The sequence below is a fragment of the Leucobacter viscericola genome (assembly GCF_011299575.1).
Classification (GTDB): Bacteria; Actinomycetota; Actinomycetes; order Actinomycetales; family Microbacteriaceae; genus Leucobacter; species Leucobacter viscericola.
In genome coordinates this window covers 1,545,096-1,565,150 of sequence record NZ_CP049863.1, presented here as the reverse complement: position 1 = coordinate 1,565,150, position 20,055 = coordinate 1,545,096, and the positions used below count along the sequence as shown (strand labels likewise).

16 protein-coding genes, 1 tRNA gene and 1 pseudogene are annotated in these 20,055 nt (G+C 60.5%); 15 read left to right on the top strand and 3 right to left on the bottom strand.

Translation table 11 applies throughout. The features are described from left to right. The first annotated feature begins 29 nt into the window (after positions 1 to 29). The 9 genes from G7068_RS07100 (at position 30) to hpf (ending at position 10,652) form a co-directional block, all read left to right on the top strand. Positions 30 to 3,077, top strand: a complete 3,048-nt coding sequence (locus tag G7068_RS07100; protein WP_166290597.1) for a glycosyltransferase — start codon at positions 30 to 32, stop codon at positions 3,075 to 3,077. Further along, a complete protein-coding gene (locus G7068_RS07095; protein ID WP_166290596.1) occupies positions 3,074 to 4,465 on the top strand; it encodes a DUF5719 family protein in 1,392 nt (463 codons plus the stop codon). Before G7068_RS07100 ends, G7068_RS07095 begins: the two co-directional genes overlap by 4 nt. A gap of 17 nt (positions 4,466 to 4,482) precedes the next feature. After that, the gene (locus tag G7068_RS07090; protein ID WP_244304765.1) at positions 4,483 to 4,917 is read left to right on the top strand and encodes a metallopeptidase family protein; all 435 of its coding nucleotides are present in this window, start codon (positions 4,483 to 4,485) and stop codon (positions 4,915 to 4,917) included. 156 nt (positions 4,918 to 5,073) lie between these two features. Then, a complete protein-coding gene (gene mtrA, locus G7068_RS07085) occupies positions 5,074 to 5,757 on the top strand; it encodes an MtrAB system response regulator MtrA (RefSeq protein ID WP_166290595.1) in 684 nt (227 codons plus the stop codon). A 4-nt stretch (positions 5,758 to 5,761) separates the two neighbouring features. After that, positions 5,762 to 7,465 (top strand): MtrAB system histidine kinase MtrB, encoded by a 1,704-nt coding sequence (gene mtrB / locus G7068_RS07080; protein WP_166290593.1) that lies wholly within the window; start codon positions 5,762 to 5,764, stop codon positions 7,463 to 7,465. Further along, entirely contained in the window at positions 7,462 to 8,442 is a 981-nt protein-coding gene (locus G7068_RS16440) for an LpqB family beta-propeller domain-containing protein (RefSeq protein WP_244304763.1), read from the top strand. Before mtrB ends, G7068_RS16440 begins: the two co-directional genes overlap by 4 nt. Next, the gene (locus G7068_RS16435) at positions 8,325 to 9,128 is read left to right on the top strand and encodes an LpqB family beta-propeller domain-containing protein (RefSeq protein ID WP_341873771.1); all 804 of its coding nucleotides are present in this window, start codon (positions 8,325 to 8,327) and stop codon (positions 9,126 to 9,128) included. Before G7068_RS16440 ends, G7068_RS16435 begins: the two co-directional genes overlap by 118 nt. Positions 9,129 to 9,632: 504 nt before the next feature. Next, on the top strand, positions 9,633 to 10,007 hold the full coding sequence (locus tag G7068_RS07070) for a ComF family protein (protein WP_166290590.1): 375 nt from the start codon (positions 9,633 to 9,635) through the stop codon (positions 10,005 to 10,007). 18 nt (positions 10,008 to 10,025) lie between these two features. Beyond that, positions 10,026 to 10,652, top strand: a complete 627-nt coding sequence (gene hpf / locus G7068_RS07065) for a ribosome hibernation-promoting factor, HPF/YfiA family (RefSeq protein WP_166290588.1) — start codon at positions 10,026 to 10,028, stop codon at positions 10,650 to 10,652. A gap of 46 nt (positions 10,653 to 10,698) precedes the next feature. On the opposite strand, the gene G7068_RS07060 is transcribed toward hpf, so the two are convergent. Further along, on the bottom strand, positions 10,699 to 11,436 hold the full coding sequence (locus G7068_RS07060) for a polyprenol monophosphomannose synthase (RefSeq protein ID WP_166290586.1): 738 nt from the start codon (positions 11,434 to 11,436) through the stop codon (positions 10,699 to 10,701). Positions 11,437 to 11,626: 190 nt separating this feature from the next. Between G7068_RS07060 and secA the strand changes: the two genes are divergently transcribed. The 5 genes and pseudogenes from secA (at position 11,627) to G7068_RS07040 (ending at position 16,545) form a co-directional block, all read left to right on the top strand. Further along, positions 11,627 to 14,371 (top strand): preprotein translocase subunit SecA, encoded by a 2,745-nt coding sequence (gene secA / locus G7068_RS07055; protein WP_166290584.1) that lies wholly within the window; start codon positions 11,627 to 11,629, stop codon positions 14,369 to 14,371. A 53-nt stretch (positions 14,372 to 14,424) separates the two neighbouring features. Next, a complete protein-coding gene (locus tag G7068_RS07050; RefSeq protein ID WP_166290582.1) occupies positions 14,425 to 15,411 on the top strand; it encodes a DsbA family protein in 987 nt (328 codons plus the stop codon). 32 nt (positions 15,412 to 15,443) lie between these two features. Next, a tRNA-Thr gene (locus tag G7068_RS07045) sits at positions 15,444 to 15,519 on the top strand. Between the two features lie 79 nt (positions 15,520 to 15,598). Next, positions 15,599 to 16,005 (top strand): annotated as a pseudogene (locus G7068_RS16430) (DMT family transporter); the annotation flags it as partial. Between the two features lie 3 nt (positions 16,006 to 16,008). After that, positions 16,009 to 16,545 carry a DMT family transporter gene (locus G7068_RS07040; protein ID WP_425280501.1) on the top strand — a complete coding sequence of 179 codons (537 nt, stop codon included), beginning with the start codon at positions 16,009 to 16,011 and terminating at the stop codon, positions 16,543 to 16,545. Here G7068_RS07040 and G7068_RS07035 read toward each other — a convergent pair. Both G7068_RS07035 and msrB read right to left on the bottom strand, forming a co-directional pair. Continuing rightward, a complete protein-coding gene (locus tag G7068_RS07035; RefSeq protein WP_166290580.1) occupies positions 16,532 to 17,104 on the bottom strand; it encodes a nitroreductase family protein in 573 nt (190 codons plus the stop codon). The genes G7068_RS07040 and G7068_RS07035 overlap by 14 nt on opposite strands. Beyond that, on the bottom strand, positions 17,101 to 17,526 hold the full coding sequence (gene msrB / locus G7068_RS07030; protein WP_166290578.1) for a peptide-methionine (R)-S-oxide reductase MsrB: 426 nt from the start codon (positions 17,524 to 17,526) through the stop codon (positions 17,101 to 17,103). The genes G7068_RS07035 and msrB overlap by 4 nt, the downstream gene beginning before the upstream one ends. Before the next feature lie 198 nt (positions 17,527 to 17,724). Between msrB and G7068_RS07025 the strand changes: the two genes are divergently transcribed. Next, positions 17,725 to 19,980 carry an S-layer homology domain-containing protein gene (locus G7068_RS07025; RefSeq protein WP_166290576.1) on the top strand — a complete coding sequence of 752 codons (2,256 nt, stop codon included), beginning with the start codon at positions 17,725 to 17,727 and terminating at the stop codon, positions 19,978 to 19,980. The last annotated feature ends 75 nt before the right edge of the window (positions 19,981 to 20,055 follow it).

The window sequence follows — 20,055 nt, the reverse complement described above, 5'->3', positions numbered from 1 at the left end:
GCATTTTTGTTGCCTAGACTGAGGCCGATATGCGCACAAAAGTGACTGCCGTTCTCGTCGCCCAAGCTGGTGGCGAGTGGCTAGACCAGACCATCGCGGGAGTCGCCGCGCAAACGCGTGCACCCGCGGCCGTTGTTGCTGTCAATAACGGCGGTTCACAACGGGTAGCCGAACAACTGCTGGCTGGCGGTGCACAGGGTGTCGTCGGCACAGGATCGCGCGTGCCCTTCGGGCAGGCAGTGCGTCAGGCGGTGCAGGCGATCCCGGTCGAGGGTGACCCCGCTGCCGAGTGGATCTGGCTGCTCAGTGAGGATTCCTGCCCGGAGCCGGAAGCGCTGGAGCACATCCTTAACCGTGTGCAACGAGCACCCTCGGTTGTTGTTGCCGGACCGAAGCTTGTCGACTGGGATCGCCCGGACCGCATCATTGAACTCGGGCAAAGTCTCACACGTTACGGGTCCCGCTGGACGCTGCGCCGCCAAGAACTGGATCAGCAGCAGTACGACCACATGCAAGACGTGCTGGGTGTTGGGCCCGTCGGTATGCTCATTCGCCGAGACGTGTGGGAACAGCTCAATGGGTTTGATCCTGCACTGGCTGTCTACGATGATGCCCTTGACTTTTGTGTGCGTGCCCGCCTCGCGGGTCATCGTGTTGAAGTTGCGCCCGAATCACGGGTGCGGTTTGCGCAGAGTGGTGTTGCGGGCCCGCGTATTGACCGCAAGCGTTCGGTTATGCGGGTCGCGCATCGCCAGGCTCGAACAGCTCACCTGCACCGCAGGATCACATACGCCCCCGCGTTCGTGGCGTTTTTTGAGTGGTTAGGACTGCCGCTCTACGCTCTGCTTCGTGTGCTGTGGGCGCTGATCCGCGAGCAGCCCGGCTACATGGTCGGCGAGTTTGTTTCGGCCTTCACCGTGTTTTTCACTCCGCACGCGATTTTGGCATCGCGGCGTCGCCTCAAGGCCACCTCAACGGTTGGCTGGCCCGCGATCCGTCAGCTCAGGGTTGACCCCAAGAGTGTGCGAACAGCTCGTATGATCGATCGGGAGGCGATCCTCGCCTCCAATGGCCGACAGCCCAAAGAGCTGCACTTTATTTCGACCGGTGGTCTTGCCGTGCTGGCTGCCGCTACCGTGATTACCATCGCGCTGACCTGGTGGGCATTCTCGTTCACGAGCCTCACCGGCGGTGATCTGGCTCCGCTGAGCTCGATCGATCAGCTCTGGCAGAACACTCACACCATCGACGGGGTGCCGGCAGATCCCTTCACCTGGGTTCTCGCGTTGCTCGGAACTCTCACGTTCTGGAACCCGTCGCTGAGCATCGTGCTGCTGATGGTGGCGGCGATTCCGCTCACCGCGCTGGGCAGTTGGATCTGGGCTGCACAGCTCACCGATTCGAAGGCCGGCCGCGCGCTCGTCGGGCTCGGGTTTGCGATTAGCCCTGTGCTGCTCGGCTCGATTAGCGGCGGACATCTTCCGACTCTTGTACTCGCGGTTGTGCTGCCGTGGTTGTTGCTCGCGGCGACACGCTGCCGTGAGTCCTGGAGCTGGGCGGGAACGGCATCGTTGCTCGTCGCGGTTGCGCTCGCTTCAGCGCCTATCCTGATCCCCGCTGCAGTCGTGCTGCTGATCGTAGGGCTTTTCTCGTCTCTCCGGGGTGTCGGTCGTGTATTGACCACCGCCATCGTGCCGGTTGTGCTGTTTGCCCCGAAGCTGGTTACCTGCCTCGTGAACGGTCGCCCGCTCGACATTTTGCTTGATCCGGGCCTTAACGCGCCGTTCGAACCCGGAACAACCTGGCACATGCTGCTGGGCTTCCCCGTGTTTGGTCTTGAGGGTTGGGCCGGAATTCTCGACAGCATTGGGCTCGGGGGGCCGCCGTCCACTCTGCTGGTGGGTGTGCTCATGGTGCCTCTTGCAGTGCTTGCGCTCCTCGGAGTGTTCACCGGTCGTATTGCCGTCACTGTCATGAACGCGGTTCTTGGCGGCCTCGGTCTGCTGACAGCGATCGCAGCCGCACAGTTGCATCTCACCACAACGGGCAACGAGAGCATCTCGCTGTGGACTGGATCTGGCCTTGCCGTGTACTGGATCGCCGTTCTCGGGCTGGCAGCGGTCGGTGCCGGGGCGTTGCGCCGTGCGGCCACCCCGGTCGTTTCGGTCGCGCTTGTGGGCATGCTCATTGCGGTGCTGCCCATGGCAAGCCAACTGTTTCTCAATAACACGCCGTTCCGCGACGGCAACACCCAGATGCCCGCTCTGGTGCAGGCCGCGGGTGAGAGTAACCCTGGATTACGAACGCTCGTTCTAACAGCCGAGGGCCCGCACAGCGTGAGCGCCGAGTTTGTGACAGGAGCCGGACTGCGGCTTGACCAAATTCGTACCGCGGAAACGGTGCCGACCGAGACTAAGGCTGATCGAGAGCTCGCTGCTCTCGTGGCCGGTCTTGCGAGCGTTGGTGGTGCTGACGTGAGCGATGCGCTTGTTGCTCAGAATGTTGGCCACGTGCTGCTGCGCGACGGTGGTAACGGCTCTGAACGCGCCCAGCTCCAGCGAGTGTTTGATCAGCACGCCTCCCTGAAGAGTGCAGGCCAGACCGCTCAGGGACTGCTGTGGCGTGTTGTTGAGGTTGCGCCGAAGGCCGACGCCGAAGGCAGTGCCGCCGCCAATCTTGGCGGGACCGCCTGGAGTGGCCAAACGATTTGGACGATCCAGCTCGTTGTTGTGCTCGGCATGATCTTGCTGGCCCTGCCGACGGGTGAGGTCACCTACCGACCTGAGCGTCGCAAGCGGGCCTCTCGTTGGTCCAGGCGCAAGACGGCTGCGGTGCCCACTCTCACCGTGGTCGCGCCGGGAAGTGCGCAGGATCCCGAGCCGGCTGCAGCACCGGAAACGACCGTAGAAGCGGAGCCAGCCGCTGAATCTGAACCGGCTGTTGAATCTGAACAAGTTGCTAAATCTGAGCCGGTTGCTGAGTCGAGACAAGCTGAAGAACCTGCGCCAGCTATCGAGGCGGATCCCGAACCGCCCGTAAGTCCTCATCAGCCATCCGCAGAGGGAGAAGAACGATGACCTCCCAGCCCCGTGCCGTTCAGGCAACACTTCGTGCGGTTGTTGGCCTCGTGATCGTCGGCGTAGCCGCTGGCGCCGTTGTGCTTCTTGGCAACACAACGTTGCCATCCGTGACGCGCGCACCGCTCGCGATCAAAACCGACACCACCCAGAACACCGATCGCACGCTCGTGTGTGCCGGATCATTCTCTGAGCTTGGGGCTGACTCCAATCGGCCCGGCGTGGCGATTCCAACGAATGCACCCGCGATCGTCGTTGCCGGCACCGCCAGCGACACCTCAACGCTCGCGCGCGCTGAGGGAGGCGAGGGGCTGCCTCAGGTGTTCCGGGCTCCCACAAAGGAGCCGCTGGGTGCAGCACAGATCCAGGGCGTAAAAACCGATGCACTCCGGGGTCTCACCGCGAGCGCGTGCACGGAACCCCTGAACGAACAGTGGGTGCTTGGTGGAGCCACCGGGCTTGGTGTGTCAAGCACTCTGAGCCTGGGCAATCCCGGAGACGTACCCGCGACCGTGCAGATCACGGTGTTTGACGAAAAGGGAAAGGTCGCCGAGGGGCAGACGGCGGGTGTGCTTGTCTCACCCGGAACCGAGCAGACAATTTCGCTGAACGGCTACGCCCCTGATCGTGCACGCATCGCCGTGCGCATCGTGAGTACCGGTGCTCCGGTCACCGCAAGCATGGGCGTCGCTCACGTTACCGGTCTCGATCCTTATGCGGTCGACACCGTTACTCGGCAAGCCGAGCCCGCAACCAAACTTGTGGTGCCCGGTGTCACAAACGTGAGTGATCATGATCGCGGTGCGGGTGACGTCGGAGAGGCGGATCTGTTCAGCGTGCTTGTTCGGGTGCTCGCGCCCGGCGGTGAAGTTGGCACGGCCCACGTGAAAGCGATCGATGGCAAGGGCAAAAGCACCGACCTTGGTGAAGTTCAGCTTGCTGGCAGTGGCGTTGGCGAATTGACGGTAGAACACTGGCCAGCGAGTGCCAACGCGGTCGTTATTGAAGCGGACGTGCCGATCCTCGCCGGTGTCATGGGATCAGCAAAGAAAGGCGCTGATCACGACTACACCTGGTTCGTGCCAGCCCCCACTCTTGAGGCGAAGACCCCCGTTGCCGTTCCCATGGTGGCCGGTGGCAAACTCGTCATCGCAAACACGGGAGATTCCGAGGCCGAGGTCAAACTTGTTGCCGACGGTGACAAGCCGGTTTCGGTGAAGGTTCCCGCTGGAGCTGCCGTTGTGCAGAATGCAAAGACCAACACCATTCTGACGAGCACGGGTGAAGTGACTGCGGGTGTGCGCATCGCGAGTGGCGGAGACATCGCGGGTTATCCGGTGCAGGCCTCTGACGCGCGCGATGGTGGCCTTTTGGTCTACCCGCGCTGACACCTACACTTGACGCTATGAGTGGTCGACAACCGCATTCGGATCGGCGCGCAGCCGCGCGTCGGCACGGTCGACGACCGATCCGATCCTCGATCACCGGCCCGGGACTCCCTGACCCCGGCAGCCGCTTTGCTCGATTTGAGGCCGATGCGCGCGGGGTCGTCGAGATGCTGCAGGCGCTCTTTCCCGAAGAGCTCGAAGGGGTACAGATCGGGTTTCAGACCGCGCCGAGTGGTACCGGGGAGAGTCAGTTTCCGCTGCTCTACTCGATTGATCGCGCCTCGCAAACCATCATTCTCTACCGCATGCCAATTCAGCGGGCGCGCGGACTACACATTGATGACGACGAACACCGCCGCTACTTTGTTGAGCACTGCGTGTATCGCTCGGTGTGCGAGTACCTCGGGAAAGAGCCCTGGGAGTTGCTCCCGGGGCGATTCGATCACTACTAAGGGATTACTGGGCCTCTGTCATTGCTCTCATAGCAAGACCAGAAATAGGAACTCTCCCCGCTGAGATCGGTGTTTCATGGCATTTGGGTCATTGTTGCAAGAGCAAAGGTTCAGCGGAAGAGAAGATTTCAGGGGTTTGCGGCCATAATGGGAACCATGAGCGCACGTATCCTCGTGGTGGACGATGACAGGGCACTGGCCGAGATGCTCGGCATGGTTTTACAGGCGGAAGGATTTGTTACTGAACACTCCGCAGATGGCGCTGAGGCTGTCGAGATGTTCCGTGAGGTGCGCCCCGATCTCGTGCTTCTCGACGTGATGCTGCCGGGACTCGACGGTATCGAGGTGTGCGAGCAGATCCGGGCTGAGTCCGGTGTGCCGATCATCATGCTGACCGCGCGCACCGACACCAGGGACGTGGTCCGCGGACTCGAGGTCGGCGCAGACGATTACGTCGTGAAACCGTTTAACCCTGCTGAGCTCATCGCGCGTATTCGGGCACGGCTTCGCGAACCGCAGCAGGAAACGTTGGAGACACTGCGCATCGGTGATCTCACGATCGACGTGGCCGCGCACGAGATTCGACGGGCGAACACCCCCATTTCGCTCACCCCGCTCGAGTTTGACCTGCTCGTCATTCTCGCCCGCAAACCACAGCAGGTGTTCACGCGAGAGGTTCTTCTCGAAAAGGTGTGGGGGTACCAGTACAAGGCCGACACTCGTCTGGTGAATGTTCACGTGCAGCGCTTGCGCGCAAAAATCGAGCAGGATCCTGACCACCCAACCATCGTGATGACAGTTCGTGGTGTGGGTTACCGCGCGGGCGCCCCCACTGAGTAACAACATGACCCGAACCCGAGGCCGCTCGCGTTTCGCGCTCGCGTGGCGTCGGGCGCACCTGCGCTGGGTGCGCGTCACTCAACCCGTGCTCGGGCCGTTCCGTGCCCGCTGGCGGCGCTCACTCATGCTGCGCACCATGACCATCACGGGGTTGGTGACCGGATTTGTGGTGTTGGTGTCTGGTGTTTTTATTCTGAGCAGTATCAGCGATGACCTCTACACCTCACGACGAGATCAGGCGCTGCAAGACTCAGCTCGCGCGACCCTGGCTGCGCAGCATGATCTTGACGCCTCAGACGCATCGAACCGCGGCAGCCTCTCGACCCTCGCAGAGTCTGTGCGTCGAACCGTGCGCGACACCTCATCGAGCCAGATGGTGTATCTGCGGAGACAGCCTGGACAGACCACGTTTCCGGAGGCGCCACCGCCCTCCTACACCAACCGGATGCTGGTAGACGCGGTATCGCCAGAGCTGGCAAAGGCCGTTGCGGCCGATACCCAGCCGCAGCACTGGCAATCCGTGACGTTTGTTGAGGAGGACGGAACGACGTCACCGGGGATCGTGGTCGCCTCAAGTCTCAGCTTTCCCGCCGGTGCGGGCACATATGATCTCTTCATCGGCTACAAGCTGAGTGATACGCAGGGCACACTGAGCTTTGTACAGCGCACCCTGTTGATCACCGCCGCGGCGATGATGGCCTTCATCGGCATTTTGGTGTGGATCATCTCTCGGGTGGTGTTTCGCCCTATTCGAGCCGCAGCCGATACCAGCCGCCGCCTCGCTGCCGGAGAAACTGACGCGCGAATGCCGGTGCAAAACGATGAGCACTTCGACATGCTCTCGGAGGGATTCAACGACATGGCCGACACGCTGCAGGCGCGCATTCAAGAGCTCGACGAGGTCTCTGAGATGCAGCAGCGTTTTGTGTCTGACGTGTCGCACGAGCTTCGCACACCATTGACCACGATTCGCCTCGCGGGCGAGGTACTGCAGGGACAAAAGGATGGGCTGAGCCCTGGGCAGTTGCGTGCGGTCGAGGTGCTCGGTACCCAGGTGGATCGGTTTGAGTCTTTGCTCGGGGATCTGCTGGAGATCTCGCGGTACGACGCCGGACGTGTGCTCCTCGAGACAGAGCCGACAAATCTGGTGCACCTCGCGCACGAGGTCGTTGAGGGGCTGCAACCTCTCTCCTCGAGCCTCATCGAGGTGCGGCCACTGGGCGGGTACGCACCGATCGACGTCGATGCTCGCCGCATTCGCCGAATTGTCTCGAACCTTGTTGGTAACGCGATTGAACACGGTGAGGGCAACCCCATTGTTGTGTCGATCGACTCCAACGCGTCGGCGATCGCGATCACGGTGCGTGACTGGGGGATCGGTATCAGCCCCGTCGATGTCGATCACGTATTTGATCGCTTTTGGCGCGCGGATCCCTCGCGAAAACGCACGCTCGGTGGAACGGGACTGGGGCTCGCGATCGCTCGCGAGGACGCGGCGGTGCACGGTGGCACCCTTGAAGCCTGGTCGCGACCGGGCATGGGGTCCAACTTCAGGCTCACGATTCCACGTGCCGATGGCATTTCTGCGTTCATGTCTCCGTTGCCGCTTGTTCCCGACGACGTTGAGCATGAGGACGGCGATCCGCAGGCGACCGGCGGCTGGCTTCGCCGGCCTCGCAGGCGTACCCGCAAGGAGAAACGGCAATGAGGCGTCGTATCGTTCAAGTCGTTGCGGCCGCAGTCGCGATGCTCACGCTCGCGGGGTGCAACGCGATCCCGTCTTCCGGGCCCGTTGAGGTCGGACTCACCGACCTGCGCCAGGTCGATCAGCTCGTCCAGTTCAACCCGCCGGGCCCCACCCCCGGCTCTAGTCAGGAAGACGTCGTGCGCGGGTTTGTGCTCGCAGCGACGTCAAGCGCCGAGGATTACTCCGTCGCGCGAGAGTACCTGACGAACGACTACGCGAACCAGTGGGATCCTAACGCTGGCGTTTTGATTGACGACGGCGACCGACCTTTCAGGGATGAGGGCGATTCTGTTGGGGTTCTTTCACTGACACTCGTCGCGAATGTGGATGAGCACGGTGAGATGCTTCCCGCCAATTCTGGCCCGAGCACGGACATGAGATTTGAGCTTCAGAAGGTCGGAGATGAGTGGCGGATCTCGTCAGCCCCGAACGGCATCATTCTTGACCGAAGCGACTTCCTCGCCATTTGGTCTTCGCACGAGCTGAATTTTGTTGGTACGGGCGGGTACTTGGTCCCTGAGACAAGGTGGTATCTCACGCGCGCTGCACTCGCGACCGAGATCGTTAACGGTCTGTTGGCGGGGCCGAGCGAGCGTATGCGGGAGTCCGTGCGGACCGCTTTTCCCGCTGGTAGTGCGCTCTTGAACGGCACCGTTCCCGTCGCGAACGGCCACGCAAAAGTCGACTTTACGGGTGATCTGCTTGACGCGGAGCCCAGAACAATCGATGAGATCGCTGCCCAGTTGAGCGCCAGCCTGCGTCTAGTGCAGGGAGTCACCAGCTTTGAACTGCTTGTTGATGACGCGCCACTCCGAGAAGAATCCACGAGCTCGCAGATCGAGTTGCGACCCGTGACCGAAGCGATGAACCCCGCGGTAATGCTCGGGGAAAGCTTGGGGAACTTGTCGGCGGGGAGTTCCAAGAGCTACCGGAGCTGAGTGGGCCTGTCGCCGCCTTAAACCCGAGTGCGGTGACCCTGTCGCCCGATGGGACCTCTGCGGCCGTGTTGTCGCCCGCGGGTGTCAGCCGGGTTGATGCAGACGGGGCTGTGACCGTCGATGATCGAAGGGGTCTGCTGCAGCCCAGCTATGACGTCTTTGGAAATGTGTGGACGGTGAAGGCCTCATCTCCGACAACGATGCGAGTCTCAACCCCCGACGGTGGCACGATGCAGGTTGCGGCTCCCTGGCTGAGCGGGCTAAAGCCCGTAGCGGTGCGGCTCTCACCCGACGGCAGTCGAATTGCCGCTCTTGTCGAAGAAGACGAGGAAAGTGTGGTGCTGGTCGCAGCAGTGGTTCGTGATGAGGCAGGTCTGCCGGTGCGCACAACTGACGTCGCAGACACACAGATGACAACGGTCGGCTCACCCATTGACTTCGACTGGATTGACCAGTCGCGGTTTGCAACGCTGACACGAGCCGGTCGCGCGAGCAAGGTCACCATCGGGGGACCGGGGCTTTTTTCTCAAGATCAAGGATCGGTGCCGGGCGGCTGGCAGCTCAGCGGCGGCAGCACACGCACCCAGCTGCGAGTTCTCGGCGAAAAGGGTGACCTCTTTGCGTCGCAGGGCAGCGGTTGGCAGCGGGTCGACAACGAAGTCCAGTTGCTCGCAAAGCGTGGTTAGCGGCGGTTCCCTCACAAGGTCGCATTTTGACGAATCATCCACAGATGCTGCTTGGGGCGGTCGCGGGGCTGAGTGACAGCTGAGAATTGAGGCATGAGTCTCGCCGACACGCTTCGAGAAACCTGCCTTGATGTACTTGCCCTTGTTTGGCCAACAGCGTGCGTGGGGTGCGGGCGAGCAGACCGCGACTGTTGTAAGGATTGCCTTGGCGAGATCAGGTCAGGGGACCCGCTTTTGCGCCATGGTTCGCTGCCGGGGATCAGCGCTCCCGTGTTTGCGAGGGGAGCCTATGAGGGGCCGCTCAGGGCGGTGCTGATTGCCTACAAACACGGGGGCCGGGTCGGTTTTGTTCGGCATCTGGCGCCGCAATTGCGAGGCTTACTGTTTGAAGCGTTCACGCTTGCTGAGAGTAACAGGCCACCCCTCATTGTGACCGCGCCCTCACGTCCTTCCCGAGTGCGGGAGCGGGGAAACCGCCACGTAGAAGAGCTACTGCGAGTGTCCATGCGGGGGCGACCGTCACCACGTCCTCGGGTGCTGCGGGCGTTGCGAACGCTGCGAGGTCGCACGAGTCAGGTGGGGCTAAAACTCGCGCAGCGTGAGAAGAACGCAGCGCGCATCCGTGTGCGTGGATCGGCGCGACCGCGCCTGCGTGATCGCGAGATCGTGCTGGTTGACGATGTGATCACAACGGGAGCAACGGCGCGGGCCGCTCAGAAAGTTCTTGAAGAGGCCGGGGCCCGGGTCATTGCGGTTGTCGCCCTGTGTGCTGTCGTGCGACGTGACACGCGCCAAAACTCTGGGACTGGAAACGCCCTTCTGGAAGGGAGTAGGCTTCCAGAAAGGCGTAAGGTTGCGCCACACCGGCCCACCGCCTGAATACCCTGGGAGGTCACCATGGACGTGCACATCCGCGGCAAGAATGTCGGCATCACCGACCGCTTCAAGAGCTATGTCGAGTCGAAGGCTGAAAAGGTTGAGGGGCTTCTCCCGAAGGCTCAGCTGTTTGAGGTGAGCGTATCTCGACTCAGCGATCGCAGTCCGAAGCACGGTGACCGGGTCGAAATTACGATGGTTGGTCCAGGACCCGTGATCCGTTCGGAGTCCGTAGGCGGCGACAAGTACTCGGCATTCGACATTGCCTACGCGCGAGTTCTCGAACGCATTCGTCGTTTGAAGGATCGTCGCACGGAGCGTCGCGGCCGCGGTCGCACGTCGCTGGGGGATGCCGCAGCGAACGACTTTGACATGGTCGACGTCACGCCGGCACCGCTCGAGGTCCTTGAGTCGGTTGCAACGGGCAGTGTGCCGACTGTGCCGCAGGCAGAAGAAGACTACTCACCGGTGGTTATTCGCACGAAAGAATTCCCGGCTGAAAAGCTTTCTGTCGAAGAAGCTGTGGATCAGATGGAGCTTGTCGGCCACGACTTCTTCCTCTTCATGGATACCGAGAGCGAGCGCCCGGCGGTTGTTTACCGTCGCAAGGGCTGGAACTACGGTGTGATTTCACTCACTACTGAGTAGTTTTGTCAGATTGACGGGGGTCGTGAGCAGTCACGGCCCCCGTTTTCTATTTGCGAAGCTTTCCGAAACGCAGTTGCCAGCCCCAAAGCAGCACTTTGGCGAGCGCCTCAGCGACGATCCCGAACGACATTTTTGAGCGCCCGCTTGATCGCTCCACGAACGTGATCGGCACCTCAACAACAGGGCAGCCGATGCGCTCAAGGCCCCAGGCAAGTTCAACCTGAAACCCATAACCCTCAGTGGTGACTGAACTCAGATCAAGCCGCCTCAGCCAGTTCGTGTCGATGACGCGAAAACCACTCGTAAGGTCGTGGAGGTGTGAACGGAGCGAAACGCGCGCGATAGCGGTGCCGATTCGCGAAATGGCTTGGCGGTGCCAGGGCCAATTCTCAATCTTCCCGCCTGGCACCCAGCGGGCCCCGAGAACCAGTCCGGCACCGTCGTGAGCCGCCGCAATCAATCGTGGCAGGTCGCTTGCGAGGTGCGATCCGTCAGAGTCCATCTCGATCGCAAAGCGATAGTTGCCCGAGAGAGCTTGCTCAAACCCGGCGATATACGCGGTGCCGAGGCCAAGTTTGCCCCGTCGGTGCAACACGCTGATCCGCGAATCGTTGGCGGCGAGTTCGTCAGCGACCTCACCCGTGCCGTCAGGACTGTTGTCGTCTATGACAAGAATGTCGGCCTCTGGAAGCTGTTCGCGCACCGCTGACACGATGTTTGGCAACGAGGCGCGTTCCTCGTAGGTGGGGAGGATAACGAGTGTTTCGCTGCCGCGCTCTCGCATCTGTTCTCCTCATGACCACCCGCATTTGTGCTCGATCGGCGATCAATTTTGGCGGCAACGTCTATCTTTGCATCTCTTCAGGTGACGGACTGCTCTAGATTGGTAAGCTGAAGTGTTGTCACAATTTGGCAACGACGTATGTGTCGCGCTTGTGGCACCCAACGTGGCAAACCGTACAGGAGAAACTAAAGTGGCGACAGTTCTCGAAAAGCTCCTTCGCGTAGGCGAAGGACGCACTCTGAAAAAGCTTGAGCGTCAAGCCAAGCTTGTCGCGGGGCTTGAAGATTCCTTCGCGGAATTGAGCGATGAAGAGCTGCGGGGTGAAACCGAAGAGTTCCGCGAGCGCCTCGCAAAGGGGGAGACCCTCGACGATCTGCTGCCCGAGGCATTCGCCGCGGTTCGCGAAGCTGCGAAGCGTACGATCGGCCTGCGTCCCTTCGACGTTCAGGTCATGGGTGGCGCAAACCTTCACATGGGCAACATCTCTGAGATGAAGACCGGTGAGGGTAAGACGCTCGTTGCAACCCTGCCTGCGTACCTCAACGCCCTCGCTGGCAAGGGCGTCCACATCGTCACGGTCAACGACTACCTCGCGAGCTACCAGAGCGACATCATGGGTCGTGTGTTCCGTGCGCTCGGCATGACCACGGGTTGCATCGTTGCGGGTCAGGATCCGCCGCTGCGCCGGGAGCAGTACAACGCCGACATCACGTACGGCACTAACAACGAGTTTGGCTTTGACTACCTGCGCGACAACATGGCGGGTTCGGCCGAGGAGCGCGTGCAGCGCGAGCATTTCTTCGCGATCATTGACGAGGTCGACTCGATCCTTATCGACGAGGCGCGTACCCCGCTGATTATCTCGGGTCCGTCTTCAGGTGAGGCAAACCGCTGGTTCACCGAGTTCGCTCGTGTTGCAAAGAAGCTTGAGCCCGGTGTTGACTACGAGGTCGACGAGAAGAAGCGCACCATCGGTGTGCTTGAGCCCGGCATCGAGAAGGTCGAAGACTACCTCGGCATCACGAACCTGTACGAGTCGGTCAACACGCCGCTCATCTCGTTCCTCAACAACTCGATCAAGGCGCGCGCGCTGTTCACGCGCGACAAAGACTACGTTGTGCTGAACGGTGAGGTGCTGATCGTTGACGAGCACACCGGCCGTATCCTCGCCGGTCGCCGCTACAACGAGGGCATGCACCAGGCGATTGAGGCCAAGGAAGGGGTGCAGGTCAAGGCTGAGAACCAGATGCTGGCGACCGTCACCCTGCAGAACTACTTCCGTCTCTACGAGAAGCTTTCCGGCATGACCGGTACCGCTGAGACCGAGGCCGGCGAGTTCATGTCGACTTACAAGCTCGGTGTGGTGCCGATCCCGACCAACAAGTCGATGATCCGTAAGGATCAGCCCGACCTTGTGTACAAGAACGAAGAAGCGAAGTTCAAGCAGGTTACTGCCGACATCGCCGAGCGCTATGAGACCGGCCAGCCCGTGCTCGTTGGTACAACCAGCGTTGAGAAGAGCGAGTACCTCTCGCGTCTGCTCGCGAAGGCTGGCGTGCGTCACGAGGTGCTGAACGCGAAGAACCACGCTCGTGAGGCCGCGATCATCGCGCAGGCGGGTCGACTCGGTTCTGTCACGGTCGCGACCAACATGGCCGGTCGTGGTACCGACATTATGCTCGGTGGCAACGCCGAGTTCTTGGCCGTTCAGGAGATGGCAGCCCGCGGGCTCTCGACTGAAGAGGATCCAGAGGCATACGAGGCCGCCTGGGACGACGTGTTTGCAGCGGTCAAGGAGACCGTCGCTGGCGAAGCCGAAAAGGTCGTTGAGGTTGGCGGTCTGTACGTGCTCGGAACTGAGCGCCACGAGTCCCGTCGTATCGACAACCAGCTGCGTGGTCGTTCAGGCCGTCAGGGTGATCCCGGCGAGAGCCGCTTCTACCTCTCGCTCGCTGATGACCTCATGCGCCTGTTTAACTCGGGCGCAGCTGCTGCGCTCATGAACCGCGACAACTTCCCCGACGATCTCGCGATCGAGTCGAAGGTTGTTTCGCGCGCGATTCAGAGTGCGCAGAGCCAGGTTGAGGCTCGCAACGCCGAGATTCGCAAGAACGTGCTGAAGTACGATGACGTGTTGGATCGCCAGCGCAAGGCAATCTACAGCGATCGCCAGCAGATCCTCGACGGTGAAGAAATTGAAACCCGCATCGATGCGTTCCGTGAGCAGACGATCGACGCGATCCTTGATTCACACGGCAGCGATGAGAACTGGGATTTCGACGCGCTGTGGGCTGACCTGCGCCAGGTTTACCCAGTTGGCATTACCGTTGACGAACTGCTCGCCGAGGCCGGCACCACAAAGGTGACCAAGGCCTTCCTGCGCACCGAGATTCTCTCTGACGCAGTAGTGGTCTACAAGCAGCGTGAAGAGACACTCGGTGAAGAAGCGATGCGCGAACTTGAGCGTCGAGTCGTGCTTGCCACGATCGACCGCCGCTGGCGAGATCACCTCTATGAGATGGAATATCTCAAGGAGGGCATCGGGCTGCGTGCAATGGCTCAGCGCGATCCACTGGTTGAGTACCAGCGCGAGGGCTTCGGCATGTTCGAGGGCATGATGGGGCAGATCAAGGAAGAGGCCATGGGTCTTCTGTACAACCTTGAGGTCAAGGTGCGCCCAGCTGAGGGCGAAGAAGGCCACGTCCACCTTGAGGGTGGTGGCCTCGACCAGGAGCAGAGCACGGATCAGTCCAAGCTGAGCTACAGTGCTCCCGACGAAGACGGTGCACCGGCGATGAGCGGTGCTGCGCAGCCCGGGGCCCGTAATGCACCCGCGAAGAAGCCGGCTCAGCGAGGCGCCTTCGGTCAAACTGTCGAAGATTCTGATGAGGCACCCACAAACCGTGCTGAGCGTCGTGCCAGCAAAAAGAAGTAATCTTTCTTCGCAATAGCAAACCCGCGTGAGCGGACCAACTTGGAGATCCACCCATGGCAAATGAGACAAACGGTCGCTTGACTAAAAACGAGCGACGCGTACAGGGCCGCGAGCAGGCACGACTCGCTCGCGAGCAAGAAAAGAAGCGCGAAAAGCGCAATCGTCTATTTTGGCAGGGTGGGATCGTCGTTGGCGTGCTTGCAATCCTCGCCATTGTGGCGATTGTTGTGACTCAGTCGATACAGCCGCCCGGGCCCGGGCCCAAGAACATGGCTTCCGGTGGAGTCGTCTTTGGTAAGGATCTGAAAGTTGTGAAGGGTCCCCGCCTCGAGTCAGGCGAGACTCGCAAGGCACCCGAGACTGACCGCAGCAAGCTGCCACTCGACGTCACGGTCTACGCCGACTACATGTGCCCCGCCTGCGGTGCGTTTGAGCAGCAGAACGGTGAGATCCTCCAGAACTTCGTCGGCAGCGGCGACGTCAAGCTTGAGGTCTACCCGATTAACTTCCTGGACTCCTCGTCGCTTGGCAGTAAGTACTCCACTCGCGCAGCAAACCTCTTCAGCTGCGTGGTCGATCAGCAGCCAGACGTTGCCTTCCAGTTGCACAACCGTCTGCTGAGCAAAGAGGTGCAGCCTCAAGAGGGAACTACCGGACTGACTGACGACGAACTGCTCCAGCAGGCTAAGGACGCCGGTGCAAAGCTGACTGATGAGCTCAAGCAGTGCGTGAAGAGCCAGCCCTACGCCAGCTTCATCTCTGCCAACTATAAGGCTGTGAGTGAAGACGGTGTGCAGGGCCTCGCCAAGGGTGCGCGTCTGCTGATGCCGAGCAGCAACACTGAGCTGCAGCCCGCTGACAAGCCGCAGCGTCTCGTCAGCACACCGACCGTGATCGTCAATGGTCAGCAGTGGAACCCCACTCGCGACGGCACCCTGGAAAGCTACCTGCTGAAGGTTAAGGGTGAAATCGAGCAGAAGAGTGCCGATTCCAAGACCGACACGAGCGCCGATTCGAAAGCTGACGCGAAGAAGGACTAAACTATTCAGGGCGGCCTCGCGGCCGCCCGCTCGCCGCCTTAGCTCATCTGGTAGAGCAGCGCCCTTGTAAAGCGCAGGTGGTCGGTTCGAGTCCGACAGGCGGCTCCAAGCAAGGCCCCGCGAAAGCGGGGTCTTTTGCGTGTCGCCAACTGTCGGTTTGTGTTTGACGGGGCGATAGGGTGAGTGGGTGAATCGCGCAACATCGAAGTTTCCCGTCTGGGCCGCCCTCGTCGGCTCGGGCCTTGCAGGCGTGCTCGTTGCGCTGCAGTCCCGCGTTAACGGCGGACTGAGTCAGGAGCTGGGCAACGGGTACGTTACCGCAGCCACCTCGTTCGGCTCTGGGCTCATCATTATGTGCATCATGGTGACGGCGTCTCCGAAAGCCAGGCGTGGGCTCGGAAAATTGCGCGGTGATCTCAAAACCCGCAAGCTGCCAGTCTGGACGCTCCTCGGGGGAGTGCCGGATCCATGTTTGTTCTTGCGCAGGGTCTGGTCGCTCCGCTCACCGGCCTCGCGCTGTTCACCGTGGGAATTGTGGCGGGGCAGGTGCTTGGTGGTCTGATCCTCGACCGAGTCGGACTCGGGCCGGGCGGCAGGATGGATCCTACGCCGCTTCGTATCGTTGGCACTGCCCTCGCGGTGGTCGCCGTTGCGGTAGCTGTCGGCTCAAATCTGGGCACTTTGCACTACGTCTGGCTGGTGGTGTTTCCGTTTGTGATCGGTGTGCTTGTCGCGGGGCAGTCCATGGCGAACGGAATTGTGCGTGCTGCAGCTCAGAGCGCAATCGCGTCGACGTTCATTAACTTCGTTGTTGGCACCACGATCCTCGTTGTAGCGGCCGCTGTTTCAGTTGTTGTATCGGGCTGGCCAACAAACTGGCCGAGCTCACCCTGGTACTACATCGGGGGAATCGTCGGCACAATCTTCATTGCCGTCGCGGCGATGCTGGTGCGTACTGCGGGAGTGCTGCTGCTGAGTATGTCGAACGTTGCCGGCCAATTGATCGCTGCTGTCGCGTTCGAAGCGGGGATCCCGCTTGCTGACGGACTCACCCCTGGATTGATTGCGGGATCCGCAATCTCCCTACTTGCCGTGGTGATTGCGGCGCTGCCATCACGCGCTACAGCGAACTGAGGTGTTTCGTCACGTCGAGAGGCTTGCGGGGCTTAGGCGTTTTGTCGCGATCTGGAATCCCGCCAACGTAGAGCCAACCGAGTAGATACTCGGGCTTCTTGATTCCATGTGCTTTGCGGACTGCCTTCGTGCGGGTGAGCGGCCCAGTACGCCAGATGGATCCCCATCCGGCTTCGTGCAGCAACAGCCCAAGCGAGTGAGCAACCCCGCTCGCGACCGCCTCCTGTTCCCAGAGCGGAACCTTGTGTGAAGGTTTTGGGCTCACAACAATCGCGAGGACCAATGGCGCCCGCATCGCTTTTGAGATGTGCTTCTCCGCGTCGGATTCCTTATGAGATCGTGTCTCCTGCTTTGCGGCGGCTTTTGCGAGCCCCTCGCCCAGGCTGCGGCGGGCGTCACCTCGCAACTCGATGATGCGCCAGGGGCGCAGGCCGGAGTGGTCCGCAATACTCGACATTGCGGTGAGGAGGTGCTCGAGTTCGGCTCGACTTGGGGCCTCGTCGGTGACCTTCGAGTGTGATCGTCTGGCGCGAAGCGCGTCAAACGCGGGGGAGGTCATGCTTCGTCGACCTCAAACGTCAGTGCGAGGGAGTTCATGCAGTAGCGATTGCCGGTGGGGGTGCCGAAGCCGTCGGGAAAGACGTGGCCGAGGTGTGAGCCGCAATTTGCGCACCTCACTTCGGTTCTGGTCATGCCGAGACTGTTGTCTTCGAGGAGTTCGACTGCCTCCGGGCGCACGCTCTCATAGAAGCTCGGCCAGCCGCAGCCGGAGTCGAACTTCGTGCCAGCGATAAAAAGCTCGTTACCGCAGGCACGGCAGCTATATAGGCCAGCGCGTTCCTCATCAAGCAGGGCCCCCGTGCCGGCCCGCTCGGTGGCCGCTTGGCGCAGGATCGCGTATTCTTCCGCGCTGAGCTGCTCGCGCCATTCCTGGTCGCTGCGCTGAACCGGGTAGTCGCCTGATCCTGATTGCCTGCTCATGGCTGTCTCCTTTGGCGTTCGGGCTGGTGCCTTCAGTTGTGGTCCGGCCAGTGTACGCCCGCCACATTAGTGAGTACTGACTAATGGAAGTGTGAAAGTTTTCTGAGGAATCGCCTAATCTCGCTAATGTTGATATTCTCGATTTTTGTGTGCTATCGCATGCATCCCCCAACCCCTTAAATAGTCTTTTGGAGTGCAATGTCCCTTCCTGCAACTGTGCATGAAGCAAGATCCCGGTGGAAACTCACCGCTATCGTTGCTGTCGTAGCGCTTGTCCTTTCGATGCTGAGTCTCACTGCTGGCCAGCAGTCGATTGCTCACGCCGAAGACGGCGCGACCCGCACCATTTCTGGTGTTGTAAGTCTTCCTGAAGGATCGTCGGCGTCGCTTGCTGACGTCACTGCTCAGGCCACGCTCGACGGTGCAGAGGGGGCACTCGAGCCGGTTGCAGTTGAAGAAGACGGTACCTACGTAATTTCCGATCTGGCGCCAGGCGCATACCGAGTTGAGTTCAAGGTTTCTGGGGACTCTGCTGAGGTCGTAGCCGGCCAGACTTTTGGTGCCACTGCTGAGGCGCCCGAGGGTGGGCTTGTTGATGTCGCCGATGCGAATCGTGACGATGTTGATGTGACGCTGGCTGCTGTTGTAGTTGTGGCTGATGCTGATGCTGATGCTGATGCTAAGGCTGCTGCTTCGGCTACGAGCGATGAGGCCGTGTCAGAGCCGAGTGCTGATGAGACAATGGAAAGGTCCCGTCCGGCGGCGGAACTTGTTACCTCAGCGGATCTTAACGCTAACCTGAGCGGTCCTCTTGCTTTTGGCACCGTCCCCGACGATAGTGCGCAGCCCATGGCCGCACTTTCCATCCAGGCGCCCGCGCTTGATTCGAAGGATAATGCGGCGATGGCAGCCACTGCAGTGGGTAATCGTTCCATTTCTGGAAAGGTAAGCGTGGCTGCAGGTTCACTTTCGGGAGTGCATGTGTACCTCGAGAACGCTGAGACCTCGGTTAAGGGGGTCCGCCCCGGAAGCGATAGCCGTTACCTGAATTACAACAGCACAAGTGTTCCTGCTGCGCAGCGTGACACCTGGAATGCGGCAACAGGGGTGTATACCTTCAAGAACCTAGCACCGGGTCGGTACCGAATTTCGATGGAAAGTTGGGCGGCAAGTCCCGTTCTTGTGGACCAGTGGTACCCCAAAGCGCTCTCGCGTGACAAGGCTGTTGCTGTCGACGTTCGACAGGTAAATGCTTCGGGAATTAACGGTACGCTTCCGCGTGGTGTTGCTTTGACCGGAAGAATCTCCATTCCCAGCGGCTTTGATAAGGCGGGGGCAGGCTTCTACGCGGTCAACGCCAAGAACGAGCGCTGGGCTTTGTACTGGGATAGAACAGCTGGCACGTATGAATCGGGTGCCATGCCTGCCGGAGACTACTGGTTGCAGATCGCCTCCTACAACATCAACACGGGCTCCATGCAGTTTGTGAAGTCCGGCACTCAGACTAAATTCACTCCGGCCGCTGGAACTACGCTGACTAGGAACGTAACAGGAGTCAACCCGGTCAGCAAGATTACTGGCAAGATTGCTGTAACCGGTGGCCTACCGAGTGACTTTGAGCGGGCCGCGAATGTTTATCAGAAGATTGATGGCGTCTGGTTCCCGCTGTACTACGCATACCAGAATCACAGCGGTACCTATCTCGCAGTAAAGCTTGGGCCGGGCCAGTACTCGGTTGAATTTACTGCGAAGACCGGGCGTGATATCGCCAAGGGCGAGTGGTGGAATAAGAAGCCGAGCCAGGCAAAAGCGAACCTTATAACGCTAGATGGAGCTAAGTCAGTTTCGGGAGTGAACGGTACTCTGAGCACCGGTAGCAGCGGGCAGGTTTCTCCATTCAAGGACGTGTTGTCGAACCACAAGTTCTACAACGAGATCCGTTGGATGTACACCTCGGGGACTTCCACCGGCACCAAGGTTGGAAACGCGCGTTACTACAAGCCGAAGGACAGTGTCTCTCGCGAGGCGATGGCGGCGTTTATGTTCCGCATGAACGCACCGGCGAACTACAAGGCTCCAGCAAGGTCGCCGTTCAAGGATGTTCCGACGAACTACAAGTTCTACAAAGAAATTGCTTGGATGTACACCTCGGGTCTTTCCACCGGTAATAAGGTGGCGGGTGGCCGTGAGTACAAGCCAAAGGACGCAGTGTCCCGCTCCGCAATGGCTGCGTTCATGTACCGTCAGTATGCGCCAGCCGGAAACAAGAAGTACTACGCATACTTCGCTGACGTGAACTCAAATCACAAGTTCTACAACGAAATCAGCTGGATGAAAGACAGCGGTATTTCGACGGGAACCCGGATTAACGGTACGGCCTACTACCAGCCCAATGACGCGGTTTCGCGTGAGGCAATGGCTGCATTCCTCTTCAGGAACGCGCTGTACCGCTAGTCTCTAGCGTCATTAAAAAGCGCGGGTTTCGCCCCCTCAGGGGTGGTGAAGCCCGCGCTTTTTGTGTGCCCGGAA